Annotated in this window: 5 protein-coding genes; 4 read left to right on the top strand and 1 reads right to left on the bottom strand. The window is 40.7% G+C overall.

Features of this window, described 5'->3' with window-relative positions:
- Positions 1-659: 659 nt before the first annotated feature.
- Genes D6T69_RS00680 through D6T69_RS00695 form a run of 4 tightly spaced genes read left to right on the top strand, consistent with a single transcriptional unit; the run spans position 660 to position 18,183 of the window.
- Positions 660-9,104, top strand: a complete 8,445-nt coding sequence (locus tag D6T69_RS00680) for a beta strand repeat-containing protein (RefSeq protein ID WP_125065975.1) — start codon at positions 660-662, stop codon at positions 9,102-9,104.
- A gap of 23 nt (positions 9,105-9,127) precedes the next feature.
- Positions 9,128-15,322: a gliding motility-associated C-terminal domain-containing protein gene (locus D6T69_RS00685; protein ID WP_125065976.1), complete on the top strand. Its 6,195-nt coding sequence runs from the start codon at positions 9,128-9,130 to the stop codon at positions 15,320-15,322.
- A gap of 10 nt (positions 15,323-15,332) precedes the next feature.
- Positions 15,333-16,253: a PorP/SprF family type IX secretion system membrane protein gene (locus D6T69_RS00690; RefSeq protein ID WP_125065977.1), complete on the top strand. Its 921-nt coding sequence runs from the start codon at positions 15,333-15,335 to the stop codon at positions 16,251-16,253.
- Between the two features lie 16 nt (positions 16,254-16,269).
- Positions 16,270-18,183, top strand: a complete 1,914-nt coding sequence (locus D6T69_RS00695) for an OmpA family protein (protein ID WP_125065978.1) — start codon at positions 16,270-16,272, stop codon at positions 18,181-18,183.
- A gap of 142 nt (positions 18,184-18,325) precedes the next feature.
- Here the strand turns inward: D6T69_RS00695 and D6T69_RS00700 are convergent, their stop codons facing one another.
- Positions 18,326-20,164, bottom strand: a complete 1,839-nt coding sequence (locus D6T69_RS00700) for a hypothetical protein (RefSeq protein WP_125065979.1) — start codon at positions 20,162-20,164, stop codon at positions 18,326-18,328.
- Positions 20,165-20,351: the final 187 nt, after the last annotated feature.

The raw sequence follows: 20,351 nt of genomic DNA on the forward strand, positions 1-20,351 counted from the left end.
ATTTCATTAATTGTTACTCAGACTACTCGTAAGTAATAGTATTTCTCGAAAAGCTTCTTTTTATTGTAAATTATGTTCATTAATAATGCTTTAAATACTGTGTATAATAGTATCAGCTCTATTAGTAAATTCCTCTCTTATAAAAAACATAAAAAAATGTTAATTTTTTTTATATATTTATACTGAATTATTAAAAATATTTTTTTAGCGATAGCTCCCTTTAAATTGTCTCATTAAATGAAATTATAGATGAAATAACAGTATTACAAGTATAAACTAAATCCAAGTCTCCCAATTATGAAACACCTTTATTCTCTCAAATCTAACGTAAAATTCACATTAGGTTTTATCATTCTCCTATGTAAAACTCAGACCTCTACTTTTAAAAAAGAGGTAGTTACTAAGCTCTCAAAAAAATTACAAAATATATTTAATGAGTTTTTTCAATCCTTTCAAACAGTTTGTGGGATTTACTCTAAAATATATCCATACAAATTTAACGTAATTATAAACCACAACTAACTATAAAAACACTCTAATATGTTTTTATATAGTTTTTGTATTCAATTTACACATAATTTACACCATCAATATGGTTAATATATAATTACAATTCTGTATTTGTATCATACTCTGTTTTAAATAAAAATTAGCTTTATATGAAAAATAAGCTCCCTTACTATAATATATATAATAGCATACTATATATAATTTTATTAACATTTACTATAACTATTAATGGTCAAGTATCTGTAAAAGACAAACTAAAAAAAGGCAACCTTAACAAAATTTTATCATACAAACCACTGCAAGACAATAAGCTAAATTCTTCGGGTAATCCTCTAAGCTCCATAACCAACTCTTTCTTCACAGAAAAAATAACAACAGCCAATAAAAGTAGAACAAGACAAAAATCTTCCTCTTCTTCTTTTAACATGATGATGGCTGCTCCTGCTTTAGACTTAAATAACATAACCCCTGGAAATAATTATGATTTTCAGCTACAACCAACAACTTCTAATGTGTTCCCTGTAACAGTAAACCCACAGGTCACAACAGATGCGGGGGTTTTAAGTGCAACCCTAAATTTTTCAGGTATTGTTGACTTTCCCTCTGGTGAATTGTTAGCTATTAATAATGGAGGAGGTTTTGACTTATTATGGTTACAAGTACCTGTTTCCGGTCCATTTACTTATACCATAGGGGGGGCTACAATACAAATAACCCAATTAACAAACACTTCTTTCAATATAACGGAAACCTCAGGTAATCCAATTGCGAACTCTGAATTCGAAACATTTTTATCAACTTTGTTTTATGGAGACTTACAAAGCCCTTATACAGACGGAGTACGAACAATGGATGTTACTATTTTTGACACTAATGGAGACTTTACAACTGCACAAACTATAATAAGAGTTTATACAACACCGCCAACTGTTGTTGATGAAACCAATAGTATCTCAGCAAACTCTACAGGGACAGTCACGGGCAATGTTTTGGCAAATGATTCTGGTTCAACAGCAATATCTGTTACCGAAGTAGACGTGTACCCATCTATGGTTAATAACACATATACCACATTATATGGTACAATTACAATACAAGCAAATGGTACTTATACTTATGATGTTGATGAAACAAATGCTTCTGTTACTGGTTTAAGAAACGGAGAAAACTTAGATGATATAATTTCATACACTGTTGCCGATGCTTTAGGAATAAAAGACTACGGTATATTAACTATAACAATTAACGGTGTAGATGAAGCTCCTGATGCTATTGACAATACCGACTCTCTAACTGCTTTTATTGATGCAAGTGCCACAGGGAATGTAATTATAGACCCAGGCACAGGAGGTTCTGATACTGTAGACAGAGGTTTATCAACATTATTTTGGGAAAGTAATTTTACAAGCGGAGAAACTGTCGATGGAAAATCTAAAACTGTCGACGGTGTAGGTCTCTCATTTACAACCTTAGACCCAGGTGGATTTGGCACATCCTTTAATCAATCGGTAGACTATACTACCAACGGAGGTCATACTGGTTATTTATTATACAATATAGATGGTACGACTAATCCCACTGACGACACTGTTTTAGTCATAGACTTTGATCAACCAGTATTCAATTTAGGTTTTTTATTGACAGATATCGATTTTTCTCAGGGAAGTTCATGGCAAGATCAAATAAAAATTGAAGGAGCATTAGATGGAGTAAATGCCACATACAAATATGTCACAACTGGAGGAGTAGTAGATACAGGAGGAAATACTTTTTATGGAATAGGTAATGCTATACCTAGTGATGCTACAGGGAATATTAATGTGTTTTTTGAACAACCAATCAACCAATTGCGGTTAAGTTATAATTATGGACCTAATGTTACAGACCCTGATCCTCTTGAGCAAATTGCTGGTGTTTCAGATATTTATTGGCAAGGTTCTGGCTCTGTTACTACCATAAGACTTGGTACTACTTTAGGTAATCTAAACGCCGCCAACCTTAACACTTCATACCCCGGAACCTACGGTACAATTGTTATGAATTCAGATGGAGACTATGAATATATTGTTGACACTACAAACCCTGCAGTAGCAGGCTTACTTATAGGTCAAACATTAACAGACACTTTTTTTTATGAAATTTCTGACGGTGTGTCTTCTGATACAGCTAATTTAGTAATTACCATTAATGGATCAGGAACAGACCCTGATGGTGATGGAATAGCCGATAGACTAGACCTAGATGATGATAATGATGGAATATTAGACTCAGAAGAATCATTAGCTTGTACAGGAACTCCATTAAATTTAACAGGAATTGGAAGCACCTTAACCTCTGGAAGTTATTATGATCAGGATACAGAAAAAATAATAGATGTAACAATTACTACAACAGGTACAGTAGACGAAGGTAATGCTAATGGAGATATTTTAGTTACTCAAGGAGGAACAGCAACTTTTACTTTTTCATCCCCAGTGACAGTTTCTCTAAAGCATGAAGTTGGTATAACTGGAAATTTTGATGCAGGAGATACTTGGGAATTAACTTCAACAGGAGAATTTACAGTAGCTGACCCAAATGGTGATTTAACTATTAACTCTAACTCCGGAGGAATTTTGAACTTTGATGCGTTAGGAGCTATTGCGGCGTCTGAAGTTTGGGAAATTAAAACAACCACAACATCATTAAAACTTGATCTAAAATCTGGAAATACAAAATCTCCTATCAACTTAGCTCTAATATGTGGTGGTTTTTTAGATTCCGACAATGATGGAATTCCGAATCATTTAGATTTAGATAGTGATAATGATGGATGTTACGATGCCATAGAAGCAAGTGAAAATGTTACTTCTGGTCAATTAGACGGAAATGGAAGAATAGATATAGCATCTCAAGGAAGCATAGATAGTAATGGAGTGCCTAACCTTGTTAATGCTTCTGGAGCAGCAGATGTAGGAAGTGATCAAGGGCAAGAAACCACAGGTAATGAAATAATTGCTACTCAAATACAAATAGACACACAACCAAGTGATAGTACTATATGTTTAGGAAGCAATGTTACTTTTACAGCAGCAGCAAGCTCCTTAAGTACAACTACTTATACAGGAACCGCTCCAGGAACAAATCCTGATTACAGTGGTAGTACAAGTACTACAACAGGATTGGTATATCAATGGCTAGAGCAAGTAGCAGGTATTGGAGCTTGGAATAGTATTTCTAATGGAGGAATATATAGCAATGCAACTACCCCTTCATTAACCTTAACCAATCCACCAATAACAGCTTCCACTAATAAATATAGATTAATAGTAATAAGTACACTTAATACCTGTCAGACTTTAGCTTCAGATGAAGTATCTCTTACAATTATACCTACTTCGGTAGGTGGAAGTATTGCGGGAAGTACCAATGTCTGTACGGGAACCAACTCAACAACACTTACCCTAAGTGGACATACAGGAAACATCATCCGTTGGGAGAGTTCTACCGATAACTTTACCACTGATACCGATATCGCCAATACCACCACTACCTTAACAGCGACCAACCTAACGGCTACCACACAATATCGTGCGGTAGTACAAAGTGGAGCGTGTGCGGAAGTGAGCTCTGCAACTGCAACTATTACCGTGGATCCTACTTCGGTAGGTGGAAGTATTGCGGGAAGTACCAATGTCTGTACGGGAACCAACTCAACAACACTTACCCTAAGTGGACATACAGGAAACATCATCCGTTGGGAGAGTTCTACCGATAACTTTACCACTGATACCGATATCGCCAATACCACCACTACCTTAACAGCGACCAACCTAACGGCTACCACACAATATCGTGCGGTAGTACAAAGTGGAGCGTGTGCGGAAGTGAGCTCTGCAACTGCAACTATTACCGTGGATCCTACTTCGGTAGGTGGAAGTATTGCGGGAAGTACCAATGTCTGTACGGGAACCAACTCAACAACACTTACCCTAAGTGGACATACAGGAAACATCATCCGTTGGGAGAGTTCTACCGATAACTTTACCACTGATACCGATATCGCCAATACCACCACTACCTTAACAGCGACCAACCTAACGGCTACCACACAATATCGTGCAGTAGTACAAAGTGGAGCGTGTGCGGAAGTAAGCTCTGCAACTGCAACTATTACCGTGGATCCTACTTCGGTAGGTGGAAGTATTGCGGGAAGTACCAATGTCTGTACGGGAACCAACTCAACAACACTTACCCTAAGTGGACATACAGGAAACATCATCCGTTGGGAGAGTTCTACCGATAACTTTACCACTGATACCGATATCGCCAATACCACCACTACCTTAACAGCGACCAACCTAACGGCTACCACACAATATCGTGCGGTAGTACAAAGTGGAGCGTGTGCGGAAGTGAGCTCTGCAACTGCAACTATTACCGTGGATCCTACTTCGGTAGGTGGAAGTATTGCGGGAAGTACCAATGTCTGTACGGGAACCAACTCAACAACACTTACCCTAAGTGGACATACAGGAAACATCATCCGTTGGGAGAGTTCTACCGATAACTTTACCACTGATACCGATATCGCCAATACCACCACTACCTTAACAGCGACCAACCTAACGGCTACCACACAATATCGTGCAGTAGTACAAAGTGGAGCGTGTGCGGAAGTGAGATCTGCAACTGCAACTATTACCGTGGATCCTACTTCGGTAGGTGGAAGTATTGCGGGAAGTACCAATGTCTGTACGGGAACCAACTCAACAACACTTACCCTAAGTGGACATACAGGAAACATCATCCGTTGGGAGAGTTCTACCGATAACTTTACCACTGATACCGATATCGCCAATACCACCACTACCTTAACAGCGACCAACCTAACGGCTACCACACAATATCGTGCGGTAGTACAAAGTGGAGCGTGTGCGGAAGTGAGCTCTGCAACTGCAACTATTACCGTGGATCCTACTTCGGTAGGTGGAAGTATTGCGGGAAGTACCAATGTCTGTACGGGAACCAACTCAACAACACTTACCCTAAGTGGACATACAGGAAACATCATCCGTTGGGAGAGTTCTACCGATAACTTTACCACTGATACCGATATCGCCAATACCACCACTACCTTAACAGCGACCAACCTAACGGCTACCACACAATATCGTGCAGTAGTACAAAGTGGAGCGTGTGCGGAAGTGAGCTCTGCAACTGCAACTATTACCGTGGATCCTACTTCGGTAGGTGGAAGTATTGCGGGAAGTACCAATGTCTGTACGGGAACCAACTCAACAACACTTACCCTAAGTGGACATACAGGAAACATCATCCGTTGGGAGAGTTCTACCGATAACTTTACCACTGATACCGATATCGCCAATACCACCACTACCTTAACAGCGACCAACCTAACGGCTACCACACAATATCGTGCGGTAGTACAAAGTGGAGCGTGTGCGGAAGTGAGCTCTGCAACTGCAACTATTACCGTGGATCCTACTTCGGTAGGTGGAAGTATTGCGGGAAGTACCAATGTCTGTACGGGAACCAACTCAACAACACTTACCCTAAGTGGACATACAGGAAACATCATCCGTTGGGAGAGTTCTACCGATAACTTTACCACTGATACCGATATCGCCAATACCACCACTACCTTAACAGCGACCAACCTAACGGCTACCACACAATATCGTGCAGTAGTACAAAGTGGAGCGTGTGCGGAAGTGAGCTCTGCAACTGCAACTATTACCGTGGATCCTACTTCGGTAGGTGGAAGTATTGCGGGAAGTACCAATGTCTGTACGGGAACCAACTCAACAACACTTACCCTAAGTGGACATACAGGAAACATCATCCGTTGGGAGAGTTCTACCGATAACTTTACCACTGATACCGATATCGCCAATACCACCACTACCTTAACAGCGACCAACCTAACGGCTACCACACAATATCGTGCGGTAGTACAAAGTGGAGCGTGTGCGGAAGTGAGCTCTGCAACTGCAACTATTACCGTGGATCCTACTTCGGTAGGTGGAAGTATTGCGGGAAGTACCAATGTCTGTACGGGAACCAACTCAACAACACTTACCCTAAGTGGACATACAGGAAACATCATCCGTTGGGAGAGTTCTACCGATAACTTTACCACTGATACCGATATCGCCAATACCACCACTACCTTAACAGCGACCAACCTAACGGCTACCACACAATATCATGCAGTAGTACAAAGTGGAGCGTGTGCGGAAGTAAGCTCTGCAACTGCAACTATTACCGTGGATCCTACTTCGGTAGGTGGAAGTATTGCGGGAAGTACCAATGTCTGTACGGGAACCAACTCAACAACACTTACCCTAAGTGGACATACAGGAAACATCATCCGTTGGGAGAGTTCTACCGATAACTTTACCACTGATACCGATATCGCCAATACCACCACTACCTTAACAGCGACCAACCTAACGGCTACCACACAATATCGTGCGGTAGTACAAAGTGGAGCGTGTGCGGAAGTGAGCTCTGCAACTGCAACTATTACCGTGGATCCTACTTCGGTAGGTGGAAGTATTGCGGGAAGTACCAATGTCTGTACGGGAACCAACTCAACAACACTTACCCTAAGTGGACATACAGGAAACATCATCCGTTGGGAGAGTTCTACCGATAACTTTACCACTGATACCGATATCGCCAATACCACCACTACCTTAACAGCGACCAACCTAACGGCTACCACACAATATCGTGCAGTAGTACAAAGTGGAGCGTGTGCGGAAGTGAGATCTGCAACTGCAACTATTACCGTGGATCCTACTTCGGTAGGTGGAAGTATTGCGGGAAGTACCAATGTCTGTACGGGAACCAACTCAACAACACTTACCCTAAGTGGACATACAGGAAACATCATCCGTTGGGAGAGTTCTACCGATAACTTTACCACTGATACCGATATCGCCAATACCACCACTACCTTAACAGCGACCAACCTAACGGCTACCACACAATATCGTGCGGTAGTACAAAGTGGAGCGTGTGCGGAAGTGAGCTCTGCAACTGCAACTATTACCGTGGATCCTACTTCGGTAGGTGGAAGTATTGCGGGAAGTACCAATGTCTGTACGGGAACCAACTCAACAACACTTACCCTAAGTGGACATACAGGAAACATCATCCGTTGGGAGAGTTCTACCGATAACTTTACCACTGATACCGATATCGCCAATACCACCACTACCTTAACAGCGACCAACCTAACGGCTACCACACAATATCGTGCAGTAGTACAAAGTGGAGCGTGTGCGGAAGTGAGATCTGCAACTGCAACTATTACCGTGGATCCTACTTCGGTAGGTGGAAGTATTGCGGGAAGTACCAATGTCTGTACGGGAACCAACTCAACAACACTTACCCTAAGTGGACATACAGGAAACATCATCCGTTGGGAGAGTTCTACCGATAACTTTACCACTGATACCGATATCGCCAATACCACCACTACCTTAACAGCGACCAACCTAACGGCTACCACACAATATCGTGCGGTAGTACAAAGTGGAGCGTGTGCGGAAGTGAGCTCTGCAACTGCAACTATTACCGTGGATCCTACTTCGGTAGGTGGAAGTATTGCGGGAAGTACCAATGTCTGTACGGGAACCAACTCAACAACACTTACCCTAAGTGGACATACAGGAAACATCATCCGTTGGGAGAGTTCTACCGATAACTTTACCACTGATACCGATATCGCCAATACCACCACTACCTTAACAGCGACCAACCTAACGGCTACCACACAATATCGTGCAGTAGTACAAAGTGGAGCGTGTGCGGAAGTGAGATCTGCAACTGCAACTATTACCGTGGATCCTACTTCGGTAGGTGGAAGTATTGCGGGAAGTACCAATGTCTGTACGGGAACCAACTCAACAACACTTACCCTAAGTGGACATACAGGAAACATCATCCGTTGGGAGAGTTCTACCGATAACTTTACCACTGATACCGATATCGCCAATACCACCACTACCTTAACAGCGACCAACCTAACGGCTACCACACAATATCGTGCGGTAGTACAAAGTGGAGCGTGTGCGGAAGTGAGCTCTGCAACTGCAACTATTACCGTGGATCCTACTTCGGTAGGTGGAAGTATTGCGGGAAGTACCAATGTCTGTACGGGAACCAACTCAACAACACTTACCCTAAGTGGACATACAGGAAACATCATCCGTTGGGAGAGTTCTACCGATAACTTTACCACTGATACCGATATCGCCAATACCACCACTACCTTAACAGCGACCAACCTAACGGCTACCACACAATATCGTGCAGTAGTACAAAGTGGAGCGTGTGCGGAAGTGAGCTCTGCAACTGCAACTATTACCGTGGATCCTACTTCGGTAGGTGGAAGTATTGCGGGAAGTACCAATGTCTGTACGGGAACCAACTCAACAACACTTACCCTAAGTGGACATACAGGAAACATCATCCGTTGGGAGAGTTCTACCGATAACTTTACCACTGATACCGATATCGCCAATACCACCACTACCTTAACAGCGACCAACCTAACGGCTACCACACAATATCGTGCGTAGTACAAAGTGGAGCGTGTGCGGAAGTGAGCTCTGCAACTGCAACTATTACCGTGGATCCTACTTCGGTAGGTGGAAGTATTGCGGGAAGTACCAATGTCTGTACGGGAACCAACTCAACAACACTTACCCTAAGTGGACATACAGGAAACATCATCCGTTGGGAGAGTTCTACCGATAACTTTACCACTGATACCGATATCGCCAATACCACCACTACCTTAACAGCGACCAACCTAACGGCTACCACACAATATCGTGCAGTAGTACAAAGTGGAGCGTGTGCGGAAGTGAGCTCTGCAACTGCAACTATTACCGTGGATCCTACTTCGGTAGGTGGAAGTATTGCGGGAAGTACCAATGTCTGTACGGGAACCAACTCAACAACACTTACCCTAAGTGGACATACAGGAAACATCATCCGTTGGGAGAGTTCTACCGATAACTTTACCACTGATACCGATATCGCCAATACCACCACTACCTTAACAGCGACCAACCTAACGGCTACCACACAATATCGTGCGGTAGTACAAAGTGGAGCGTGTGCGGAAGTGAGCTCTGCAACTGCAACTATTACCGTGGATCCTACTTCGGTAGGTGGAAGTATTGCGGGAAGTACCAATGTCTGTACGGGAACCAACTCAACAACACTTACCCTAAGTGGACATACAGGAAACATCATCCGTTGGGAGAGTTCTACCGATAACTTTACCACTGATACCGATATCGCCAATACCACCACTACCTTAACAGCGACCAACCTAACGGCTACCACACAATATCATGCAGTAGTACAAAGTGGAGCGTGTGCGGAAGTAAGCTCTGCAACTGCAACTATTACCGTGGATCCTACTTCGGTAGGTGGAAGTATTGCGGGAAGTACCAATGTCTGTACGGGAACCAACTCAACAACACTTACCCTAAGTGGACATACAGGAAACATCATCCGTTGGGAGAGTTCTACCGATAACTTTACCACTGATACCGATATCGCCAATACCACCACTACCTTAACAGCGACCAACCTAACGGCTACCACACAATATCGTGCGGTAGTACAAAGTGGAGCGTGTGCGGAAGTGAGCTCTGCAACTGCAACTATTACCGTGGATCCTACTTCGGTAGGTGGAAGTATTGCGGGAAGTACCAATGTCTGTACGGGAACCAACTCAACAACACTTACCCTAAGTGGACATACAGGAAACATCATCCGTTGGGAGAGTTCTACCGATAACTTTACCACTGATACCGATATCGCCAATACCACCACTACCTTAACAGCGACCAACCTAACGGCTACCACACAATATCGTGCAGTAGTACAAAGTGGAGCGTGTGCGGAAGTGAGATCTGCAACTGCAACTATTACCGTGGATCCTACTTCGGTAGGTGGAAGTATTGCGGGAAGTACCAATGTCTGTACGGGAACCAACTCAACAACACTTACCCTAAGTGGACATACAGGAAACATCATCCGTTGGGAGAGTTCTACCGATAACTTTACCACTGATACCGATATCGCCAATACCACCACTACCTTAACAGCGACCAACCTAACGGCTACCACACAATATCGTGCGGTAGTACAAAGTGGAGCGTGTGCGGAAGTGAGCTCTGCAACTGCAACTATTACCGTGGATCCTACTTCGGTAGGTGGAAGTATTGCGGGAAGTACCAATGTCTGTACGGGAACCAACTCAACAACACTTACCCTAAGTGGACATACAGGAAACATCATCCGTTGGGAGAGTTCTACCGATAACTTTACCACTGATACCGATATCGCCAATACCACCACTACCTTAACAGCGACCAACCTAACGGCTACCACACAATATCGTGCAGTAGTACAAAGTGGAGCGTGTGCGGAAGTGAGATCTGCAACTGCAACTATTACCGTGGATCCTACTTCGGTAGGTGGAAGTATTGCGGGAAGTACCAATGTCTGTACGGGAACCAACTCAACAACACTTACCCTAAGTGGACATACAGGAAACATCATCCGTTGGGAGAGTTCTACCGATAACTTTACCACTGATACCGATATCGCCAATACCACCACTACCTTAACAGCGACCAACCTAACGGCTACCACACAATATCGTGCGGTAGTACAAAGTGGAGCGTGTGCGGAAGTGAGCTCTGCAACTGCAACTATTACCGTGGATCCTACTTCGGTAGGTGGAAGTATTGCGGGAAGTACCAATGTCTGTACGGGAACCAACTCAACAACACTTACCCTAAGTGGACATACAGGAAACATCATCCGTTGGGAGAGTTCTACCGATAACTTTACCACTGATACCGATATCGCCAATACCACCACTACCTTAACAGCGACCAACCTAACGGCTACCACACAATATCGTGCAGTAGTACAAAGTGGAGCGTGTGCGGAAGTGAGATCTGCAACTGCAACTATTACCGTGGATCCTACTTCGGTAGGTGGAAGTATTGCGGGAAGTACCAATGTCTGTACGGGAACCAACTCAACAACACTTACCCTAAGTGGACATACAGGAAACATCATCCGTTGGGAGAGTTCTACCGATAACTTTACCACTGATACCGATATCGCCAATACCACCACTACCTTAACAGCGACCAACCTAACGGCTACCACACAATATCGTGCGGTAGTACAAAGTGGAGCGTGTGCGGAAGTGAGCTCTGCAACTGCAACTATTACCGTGGATCCTACTTCGGTAGGTGGAAGTATTGCGGGAAGTACCAATGTCTGTACGGGAACCAACTCAACAACACTTACCCTAAGTGGACATACAGGAAACATCATCCGTTGGGAGAGTTCTACCGATAACTTTACCACTGATACCGATATCGCCAATACCACCACTACCTTAACAGCGACCAACCTAACGGCTACCACACAATATCGTGCAGTAGTACAAAGTGGAGCGTGTGCGGAAGTGAGCTCTGCAACTGCAACTATTACCGTGGATCCTACTTCGGTAGGTGGAAGTATTGCGGGAAGTACCAATGTCTGTACGGGAACCAACTCAACAACACTTACCCTAAGTGGACATACAGGAAACATCATCCGTTGGGAGAGTTCTACCGATAACTTTACCACTGATACCGATATCGCCAATACCACCACTACCTTAACAGCGACCAACCTAACGGCTACCACACAATATCGTGCAGTAGTACAAAGTGGAGCGTGTGCGGAAGTGAGATCTGCAACTGCAACTATTACCGTGGATCCTACTTCGGTAGGTGGAAGTATTGCGGGAAGTACCAATGTCTGTACGGGAACCAACTCAACAACACTTACCCTAAGTGGACATACAGGAAACATCATCCGTTGGGAGAGTTCTACCGATAACTTTACCACTGATACCGATATCGCCAATACCACCACTACCTTAACAGCGACCAACCTAACGGCTACCACACAATATCGTGCGGTAGTACAAAGTGGAGCGTGTGCGGAAGTGAGCTCTGCAACTGCAACTATTACCGTGGATCCTACTTCGGTAGGTGGAAGTATTGCGGGAAGTACCAATGTCTGTACGGGAACCAACTCAACAACACTTACCCTAAGTGGACATACAGGAAACATCATCCGTTGGGAGAGTTCTACCGATAACTTTACCACTGATACCGATATCGCCAATACCACCACTACCTTAACAGCGACCAACCTAACGGCTACCACACAATATCGTGCGGTAGTACAAAGTGGAGCGTGTGCGGAAGTGAGCTCTGCAACTGCAACTATTACCGTGGATCCTACTTCGGTAGGTGGAAGTATTGCGGGAAGTACCAATGTCTGTACGGGAACCAACTCAACAACACTTACCCTAAGTGGACATACAGGAAACATCATCCGTTGGGAGAGTTCTACCGATAACTTTACCACTGATACCGATATCGCCAATACCACCACTACCTTAACAGCGACCAACCTAACGGCTACCACACAATATCGTGCAGTAGTACAAAGTGGAGCGTGTGCGGAAGTGAGATCTGCAACTGCAACTATTACCGTGGATCCTACTTCGGTAGGTGGAAGTATTGCGGGAAGTACCAATGTCTGTACGGGAACCAACTCAACAACACTTACCCTAAGTGGACATACAGGAAACATCATCCGTTGGGAGAGTTCTACCGATAACTTTACCACTGATACCGATATCGCCAATACCACCACTACCTTAACAGCGACCAACCTAACGGCTACCACACAATATCGTGCGGTAGTACAAAGTGGAGCGTGTGCGGAAGTGAGCTCTGCAACTGCAACTATTACCGTGGATCCTACTTCGGTAGGTGGAAGTATTGCGGGAAGTACCAATGTCTGTACGGGAACCAACTCAACAACACTTACCCTAAGTGGACATACAGGAAACATCATCCGTTGGGAGAGTTCTACCGATAACTTTACCACTGATACCGATATCGCCAATACCACCACTACCTTAACAGCGACCAACCTAACGGCTACCACACAATATCGTGCAGTAGTACAAAGTGGAGCGTGTGCGGAAGTGAGATCTGCAACTGCAACTATTACTGTAGGAGGAGTAGTTAACTTAGCTATAAATGATATCACCGCAGACAATATTGTCAATGCTGCAGAAGCAGGAACAACTATTCCAGTAAGCGGAACCGTAGGAGGCGACTTCAACACAGGCGACACCGTAACATTAACAATCAACGGAAACACCTATACCAGAACGGTAGATGCCAGTGGGAACTACAGCATTGATGTCCCAGGATCAGACTTAGCAGCCGACCCAGATATCACTGTAGAGGCTAGTTTCCTGTCATATGCAACTTGCTCCGCCAACACGAATCATGTTTATGATATAGACACGACCGCTCCAGTACCTACCATTAGTGTAGACAACATAACGGCAGACAATATTATCAATGCAGCAGAAGCAGGAACGAACATTCCAGTAACCGGAACAGTAGGAGGTGATTTTAATACAGGAGACACCGTAACCCTAACAATTAACGGGAATACCTATACCGGTACCGTAGACGCTAGTGGAAACTATAGCATCAGTGTCCCTGGTTCAGAATTAGCAGCCGACCCAGATACCACTGTAGAGGCAAGTGTTACGACAACAGATATTGCTGGAAATACTGCTTCAGCTACAGATGCTCATCTGTACAATGTAGATACCACAGCTCCTACCCTTTCTATTGTTATTGATGACATCACTCCAGACAATATCATTGACGCAACAGAAGCAGGAATGAACATTCCAGTAACCGGAACTGTAAGTGGAGATTTTAATACAGGAGACACGGTAACTCTAACAATCAACGGAAATACCTATACTGGTACCGTAGACGCTAGTGGAAATTACAGTATTAGTGTGCCAGGTTCAGAATTAGCAGCCGATCCTGATACCACTGTAGAAGCAAGTGTTACGACAATAGATACTACTGGAAATACTGCTTCAGCTACAGATACTCATCTATACAGTTTATTAGATTCTGATAATGATGGAGTTCCAGACATCACCGATATTGATGATGATAATGATGGAATTTTGGATATTGATGAAGGGGATGGCAACACAGATACTGATGAAGACGGGATTCCTGATAGTCTTGATAGCGATAGTGATAATGATGGAGTTCCTGATGTTATTGAAGGAAATGATAGTAATAGTGATGGAGTACCTGACAGCCTTCCTTCTGGCAATGATTCAGATGGAGATGGTTTGGATGATACTTATGACACAGATAACGGAGGCACTCCTGTAGACATTCCTGATAATGATGGAGATGGTATTCCAGATTTTCAAGATATTGATGATGATAACGACGGTATTAATACTTCAGATGAAAATCCCGGAGACCCTGACCCAACAACTAACGATGCTCTTGACACCGATGATAATGGTATTCCTGACTACCTAGACCCTAATACAAAACCCTGTGGTACTCCCTATAATATCATGACTCCTGGTAGTGATGGTGATAATGATATTTTCTTTATCTCTTGTGTAGATAGACCTGAATACAGTAACAATACTGTTGAAATCTTTAATAGATGGGGAAATACTGTATACAAAGCTTCTGGCTATAATAATAGAGATATTGTTTTTAAAGGGATATCTAATGGACGAACAACAATTAATGTTGATGAAAAATTACCTTCAGGCACCTATTTTTATGTTATCGATTTAGGTGATGGATCAAAACCAAAAGTAGGCTGGTTATACATTAATAGATAAAAAAAATAATATGAAATTAAAACACTTATGCACATTAATATTCCTAGTTCAAATATTAATAAATGCAAATGCTCAACAAGACCCTCAATACACCCAATATATGTATAACACAATGAGTGTAAACCCTGCATATGCTGGATCAAGCGGACATACTATAATAAATGCACTCGCAAGAACTCAATGGGTTGGTGTTGAAGGGGCTCCAGACACCCAAACATTAAGTTTTGACACTCCGTTAGGTTTTAGCGGAGTTGGACTAGGTATTAATCTAACTAACGATAGAATAGGGCCTGCTAATGAATTTTTTTTAGATATTAATGCTTCTTATACAGTTCGTACCAGTGATGAGGGTAATTTGGCTTTTGGATTAAAACTTGGAGGAAGGCATTTAAATGTTGACTGGAGCAAGGGGCTTGTTAAGGACAGAGATGATAAGAGCTTAACGGGTAATATTAATAAACTTTTACCAACCATTGGAGCAGGTATTTATTATTACACTTCCAACTGGTATTTAGGAGCTGCTATCCCTAACTTTATTAGTACTGATCATTATGATGATTCTAATAATGGAGGGGATATTGCAAAAGAACGAATACACTTATTTCTAATTGGTGGATATGTATTTAATTTAAACGAAAGTATTAAGTTTAAACCTGCATTTTTAACGAAAATTGTAAGTGGAGCACCTCTATCATTAGATGTATCTGCTAACTTTCTTTTCAATGAAAAATTTACAGCTGGTATCGCTTGGAGATGGGACGATTCTATTAGTGCTCTAATAGGTCTTCAAGCTTCCAGAAATTTACACATAGGATTGGCTTATGACCTCACCACCTCTAATTACAGCAACTACAACTCTGGAACCTATGAATTAATGATAAAGTGGGAAATTTTCAAAGAACCTGCAATGAAATCTCCTAGGTTTTTTTAAATTACATATAAATAAGATGAAAAAAGCAATATATTTTTTACTTATAATAGCATTTATACCGACCACTATTAGCGGTCAGCGAAAGTATGCTGCCAATAAGTATTTTGAAGAGTTTTCTTATAAAAAATCTGCTGAATTATATCAAACTATTTACAATAAAGGAGATAATTCTTATACTGTATTAAGTAGATTGGGAGATTCGTATTACTTTAATTTTGAGTACACTTTGGCAGAAAAAAACTATCAAGAGCTAATGAAATTATACGAAGACACTGCCAAACCCCAACATATATTTAGGTATGCTCAGGTTTTAAAAACCAATAGTAAGGTAAAAGAATCTGACAAATGGTTATTAAAGCTAAATAAAAATGATAGTCGAGTAAAAGCTCTAGAAGAAAATACTAATTATTTTGTTGAATACTCTAATCGAGACAAAACATATATAAATATTCACAACCTATCTAGCAACACTTCTTATTCAGACTTTGGAGGGTCTATTTATGGTAATTATTTATACTTTTCTTCAACTCAACCTAAAACAGAAAAAGACAAAAAACTCTATAGATGGAATAAACAACCATATTTAAACATTTATAAAGCAAAACAAAGTACCGACTCTATTAAAATTTTGGATGTAGAGAAACCTATCCTTCTTAAAGGGTTAAGCACTAAATATCACGAATCAAACATTGTTATTTCTAAAGATGGAAAAACAGCTTATTTTACTAGAGACAATTTTGATGGTAAGCGATTAGTTGGAGATGAAAATAATATTTCCCATCTTAAAATTTATAAGACTACTAAAAAAGGAAATATTTGGGGTGAGGTGAAAGAACTTCCTTTTAATAGTAATAATTTTTCTTGCGGACATCCCGCCCTCAGCCCTGACGAAAAAACACTTTACTTTGTTTCTGATATGCCTAACGGCTACGGAGGCACCGATATTTATAAAATAGCAATTTTGAAAAATGATGCTTTTGGAAAACCTGAAAACCTTGGTAAGACTATTAATACAGAAAGCAAAGAAATGTTTCCTTTTATAGGAAATGATAATGTTTTGTATTTTTCTTCTGATGGACATATTGGCTTAGGAGGTTTAGATGTTTTTGAGGTAAAAATCACGAATAACTCTTATACAAAACCAGTAAATTTAGGAAGCCCTGTAAATAGTCCTTTTGATGATTTTGCTTTCATTATTAACGACAAACATACTCAAGGTTACTTTTCTTCCAACAGAAAAGAAGGTAAGGGAGATGATGATATTTATAGTTTTAAAATATACGACTGTAAAGAGAATATTAAAGGAGTTATATCAGACTCAAGAACAGGTACACCTATTCCCAATGCTATCGTTCAGCTTATAAACAAACAAGGAAAGCCCATTTTGACTAAAACAACCAATAAAGATGGTAGTTATTTATTTGAAAAAGTAGATTGTGAAAAAAGTTTTGTAGTCGTTGCCTCAAAAAAAGATTACCGAAATTCTCAAAAAAACACAAAAACACTTGACATTAACAAAAGGTTAATTACTGAGAACATCCAACTTGAATCTTTAATAATAGATGATCAAATTATTATAAATCCTATTTACTTTGATTTTGACCTGTATAATATTCGTGAAGACGCCGAATATGAATTAGAACATATCGTTTCTGTATTAAAAGACAACCCTGATATAAGTTTAAGAATTGAGTCTCATACAGATAGTAGAGGATCGCAAACATATAATAAATTATTATCAGACAAAAGAGCCAAATCTACAAGAGACTATATATTATCAAGAGGTATTTCTTCTAAAAGAATAAAAAGTGCTATTGGTTATGGCGAAGAACAGCTGTTAAACAACTGTAATGACTTAAATCAAAATAAGTGTACCGAAAAAGAACACCAACTAAACAGAAGATCATATTTCTATATAGAAAAAAAGTAATTTGTATTAGTTAATTTATGAGTCATTCTAAAATCCATTGATAACATATTTTTAATTAGGTGTTTTAGTTTTATATAGAGTGTGTCTTAAAATAAGTTTACACATTTTTATGTTAATCTTAGTATAAGGTTACAACTTGCTTTTAAGTTCTGTTTTGATGTTTATGGGTTATCATAGTTGGCAATACTGACAGATAGCTATGTGGTAGGTTGGTTTGTACATAGGTATATAGCTGTTTTGCTGTATAATTGCCTTTTTCATATTTCTTGATGGCTGTTGTAATTTTCTTTTGATAGGTCGCTTTGCGATTTCTTGCGTTTTGTTGCGTTTGTCGTTGCGCTTTTTCTATTGCCTTTTGTTCCTGATACTTTACATGGGTTTTCCAAACTTTATGCAAGCCGAAAAAGCCTATCTCATGGGTTTGGGTACGTGTTTTATCAAAGTACAATGAGGGATACAATGCGGTTACTTCTGATTTGATAAACCATTTGCGGGCAAACTCTAGTTTCCAACGATATTCTTTGAGCTTTTGAATTAGGGTTGCTTTTTGAGTAATGTTTGTAAATAGTTCGTTGTTTAGGTAATTGATGGCTTTTTTCCATTCGCCTACATAGACATTGTGCTGTTTCCAAAGTTTTGCAGATGTTTTGATACAATCTTGTAGTAAAACTGCCTTAAACTCTTCAGTCGTTACATTTGCGTAGAGTTCTATTTTTTGCAAATAGTCATAACGCAATCCTTTGTAACTGTCATACACACCATCTGCTAATTGTTGGGCTAGTTCTCTATCGTCTTGCAATCGAGCTAAAAAATTATGCGTAAGCGGACTGTTTGTGCCTTGGTTTGGTTTTTCTTGCTTTAAAAAATCAGGCAATAGGGCTTTGACTGCTTTGAAAGTTTGGCGCGGGCGAGTGGTTGTTTTCTTACTTATCACTGTGGTGTTCTTGTAGAAGCCGTCCGCAGGACATATAAATTCTTCCTTTTGAAACTCTGTGTTATGTACACAGTCTTTTATTTCTTTTTCTTTTAATAAAAAGGTTCTAGTAGTATCATTATTATCTGGTAATTCTTTCCAGTTCTCCTGTTTAAAAGATTGGTTTTCAATTCTTTTGGGTTTTGGTGGATTTCCGTCTAAAATTGTTAGAATTTCAGGGTGGAAATTAACCGTTATCGGTTTGTATTGGTTGATATATGCATAGTTGATTAAGATGTTGGCTTCTCTAAGGCGTTTGATGTGGTTTTGCGCTGTTTTTTTGCAAATAGCAAGTCTTGGTATCTCTGCGATGGTATGTGTCGCTAATTTGCGATGGTCTATGGTTAGCTTTGGTAAGGCTTTTTTTAATACACTGGTTGGACGATTCATTTCTAAGAGATATGAATTGCGTTGTTTTAATTGGGCGATATAAAAGCCTACCAAGACATTAAATAAAAGCTCCGTGGTGTACTTGATAGTTGGTTTGCGCTTTTTTGCGATATAGTTTGCGTTTTTTTGCGCATTGAATTTTGCTACCTCTTTGTTGTAAGTACTTGTAAATTCACTACGGTGTTTCTTTGTAAAGTCTGCAACTTGTTGGGCTAGTGTTGGAGTGTTAGGAGCTATGACCGTTTTGTTATACTCAGCTATGGCTTTGTTATATTCTACAGCTTGCTGATTATAGCTATGTACATATTGACGGTAGTTATCCATCGTGCTTTTCATAGCGCTTCTATCTAAAAAAGGATAGTTGATATAGTTGTAGTGTTTACTTATCGCTTTTTCATGCTCTTTTCCCTTTTTTAAAAGCAAATACCCGTGTTGGGTATTAAATTCCTCTACGGCTTTGTTGTATTGCGTATTGTTTAGCTTATTGCGCTGCGCATTGTCTTTAAATAGCTTGATAGCTAGTTGGGTTATCGCATCCAACGTTGTGTTTTGTAAATACTCATGTACTTTTTGATTGTACAATCCTATCGCTGTGAGCGATGTATTATTTTTTTTCATATCTTCGAGGTTCTTAAAAGGTTCTGCGTCCTTGCAGAATTTTTTTCTTTTTCATAGCAATTTTTTAAACGGTTAGTGACAGCTAACCGTTTTTTGTACCTTTGTTTTTCTAATACTTAGTAAGTGCTTTTAACATTGCACAATATTTTTATAATACTAAGTTTTATGTTGTGAATATAAGTTTGGT

Source organism: Tenacibaculum singaporense (genome assembly GCF_003867015.1).
In the GTDB taxonomy this organism is placed as follows: Bacteria; Bacteroidota; Bacteroidia; order Flavobacteriales; family Flavobacteriaceae; genus Polaribacter; species Polaribacter singaporensis.

Coding starts and splice junctions, on each gene's coding strand:
- D6T69_RS00695 (WP_125065978.1), top strand. CDS start 16,270: ATGAAAAAAGCAATATATTTTTTACTTATAATAGCATTTATACCGACC.
- D6T69_RS00700 (WP_125065979.1), bottom strand. CDS start 20,164: ATGAAAAAAAATAATACATCGCTCACAGCGATAGGATTGTACAATCAA.
- D6T69_RS00680 (WP_125065975.1), top strand. CDS start 660: ATGAAAAATAAGCTCCCTTACTATAATATATATAATAGCATACTATAT.
- D6T69_RS00690 (WP_125065977.1), top strand. CDS start 15,333: ATGAAATTAAAACACTTATGCACATTAATATTCCTAGTTCAAATATTA.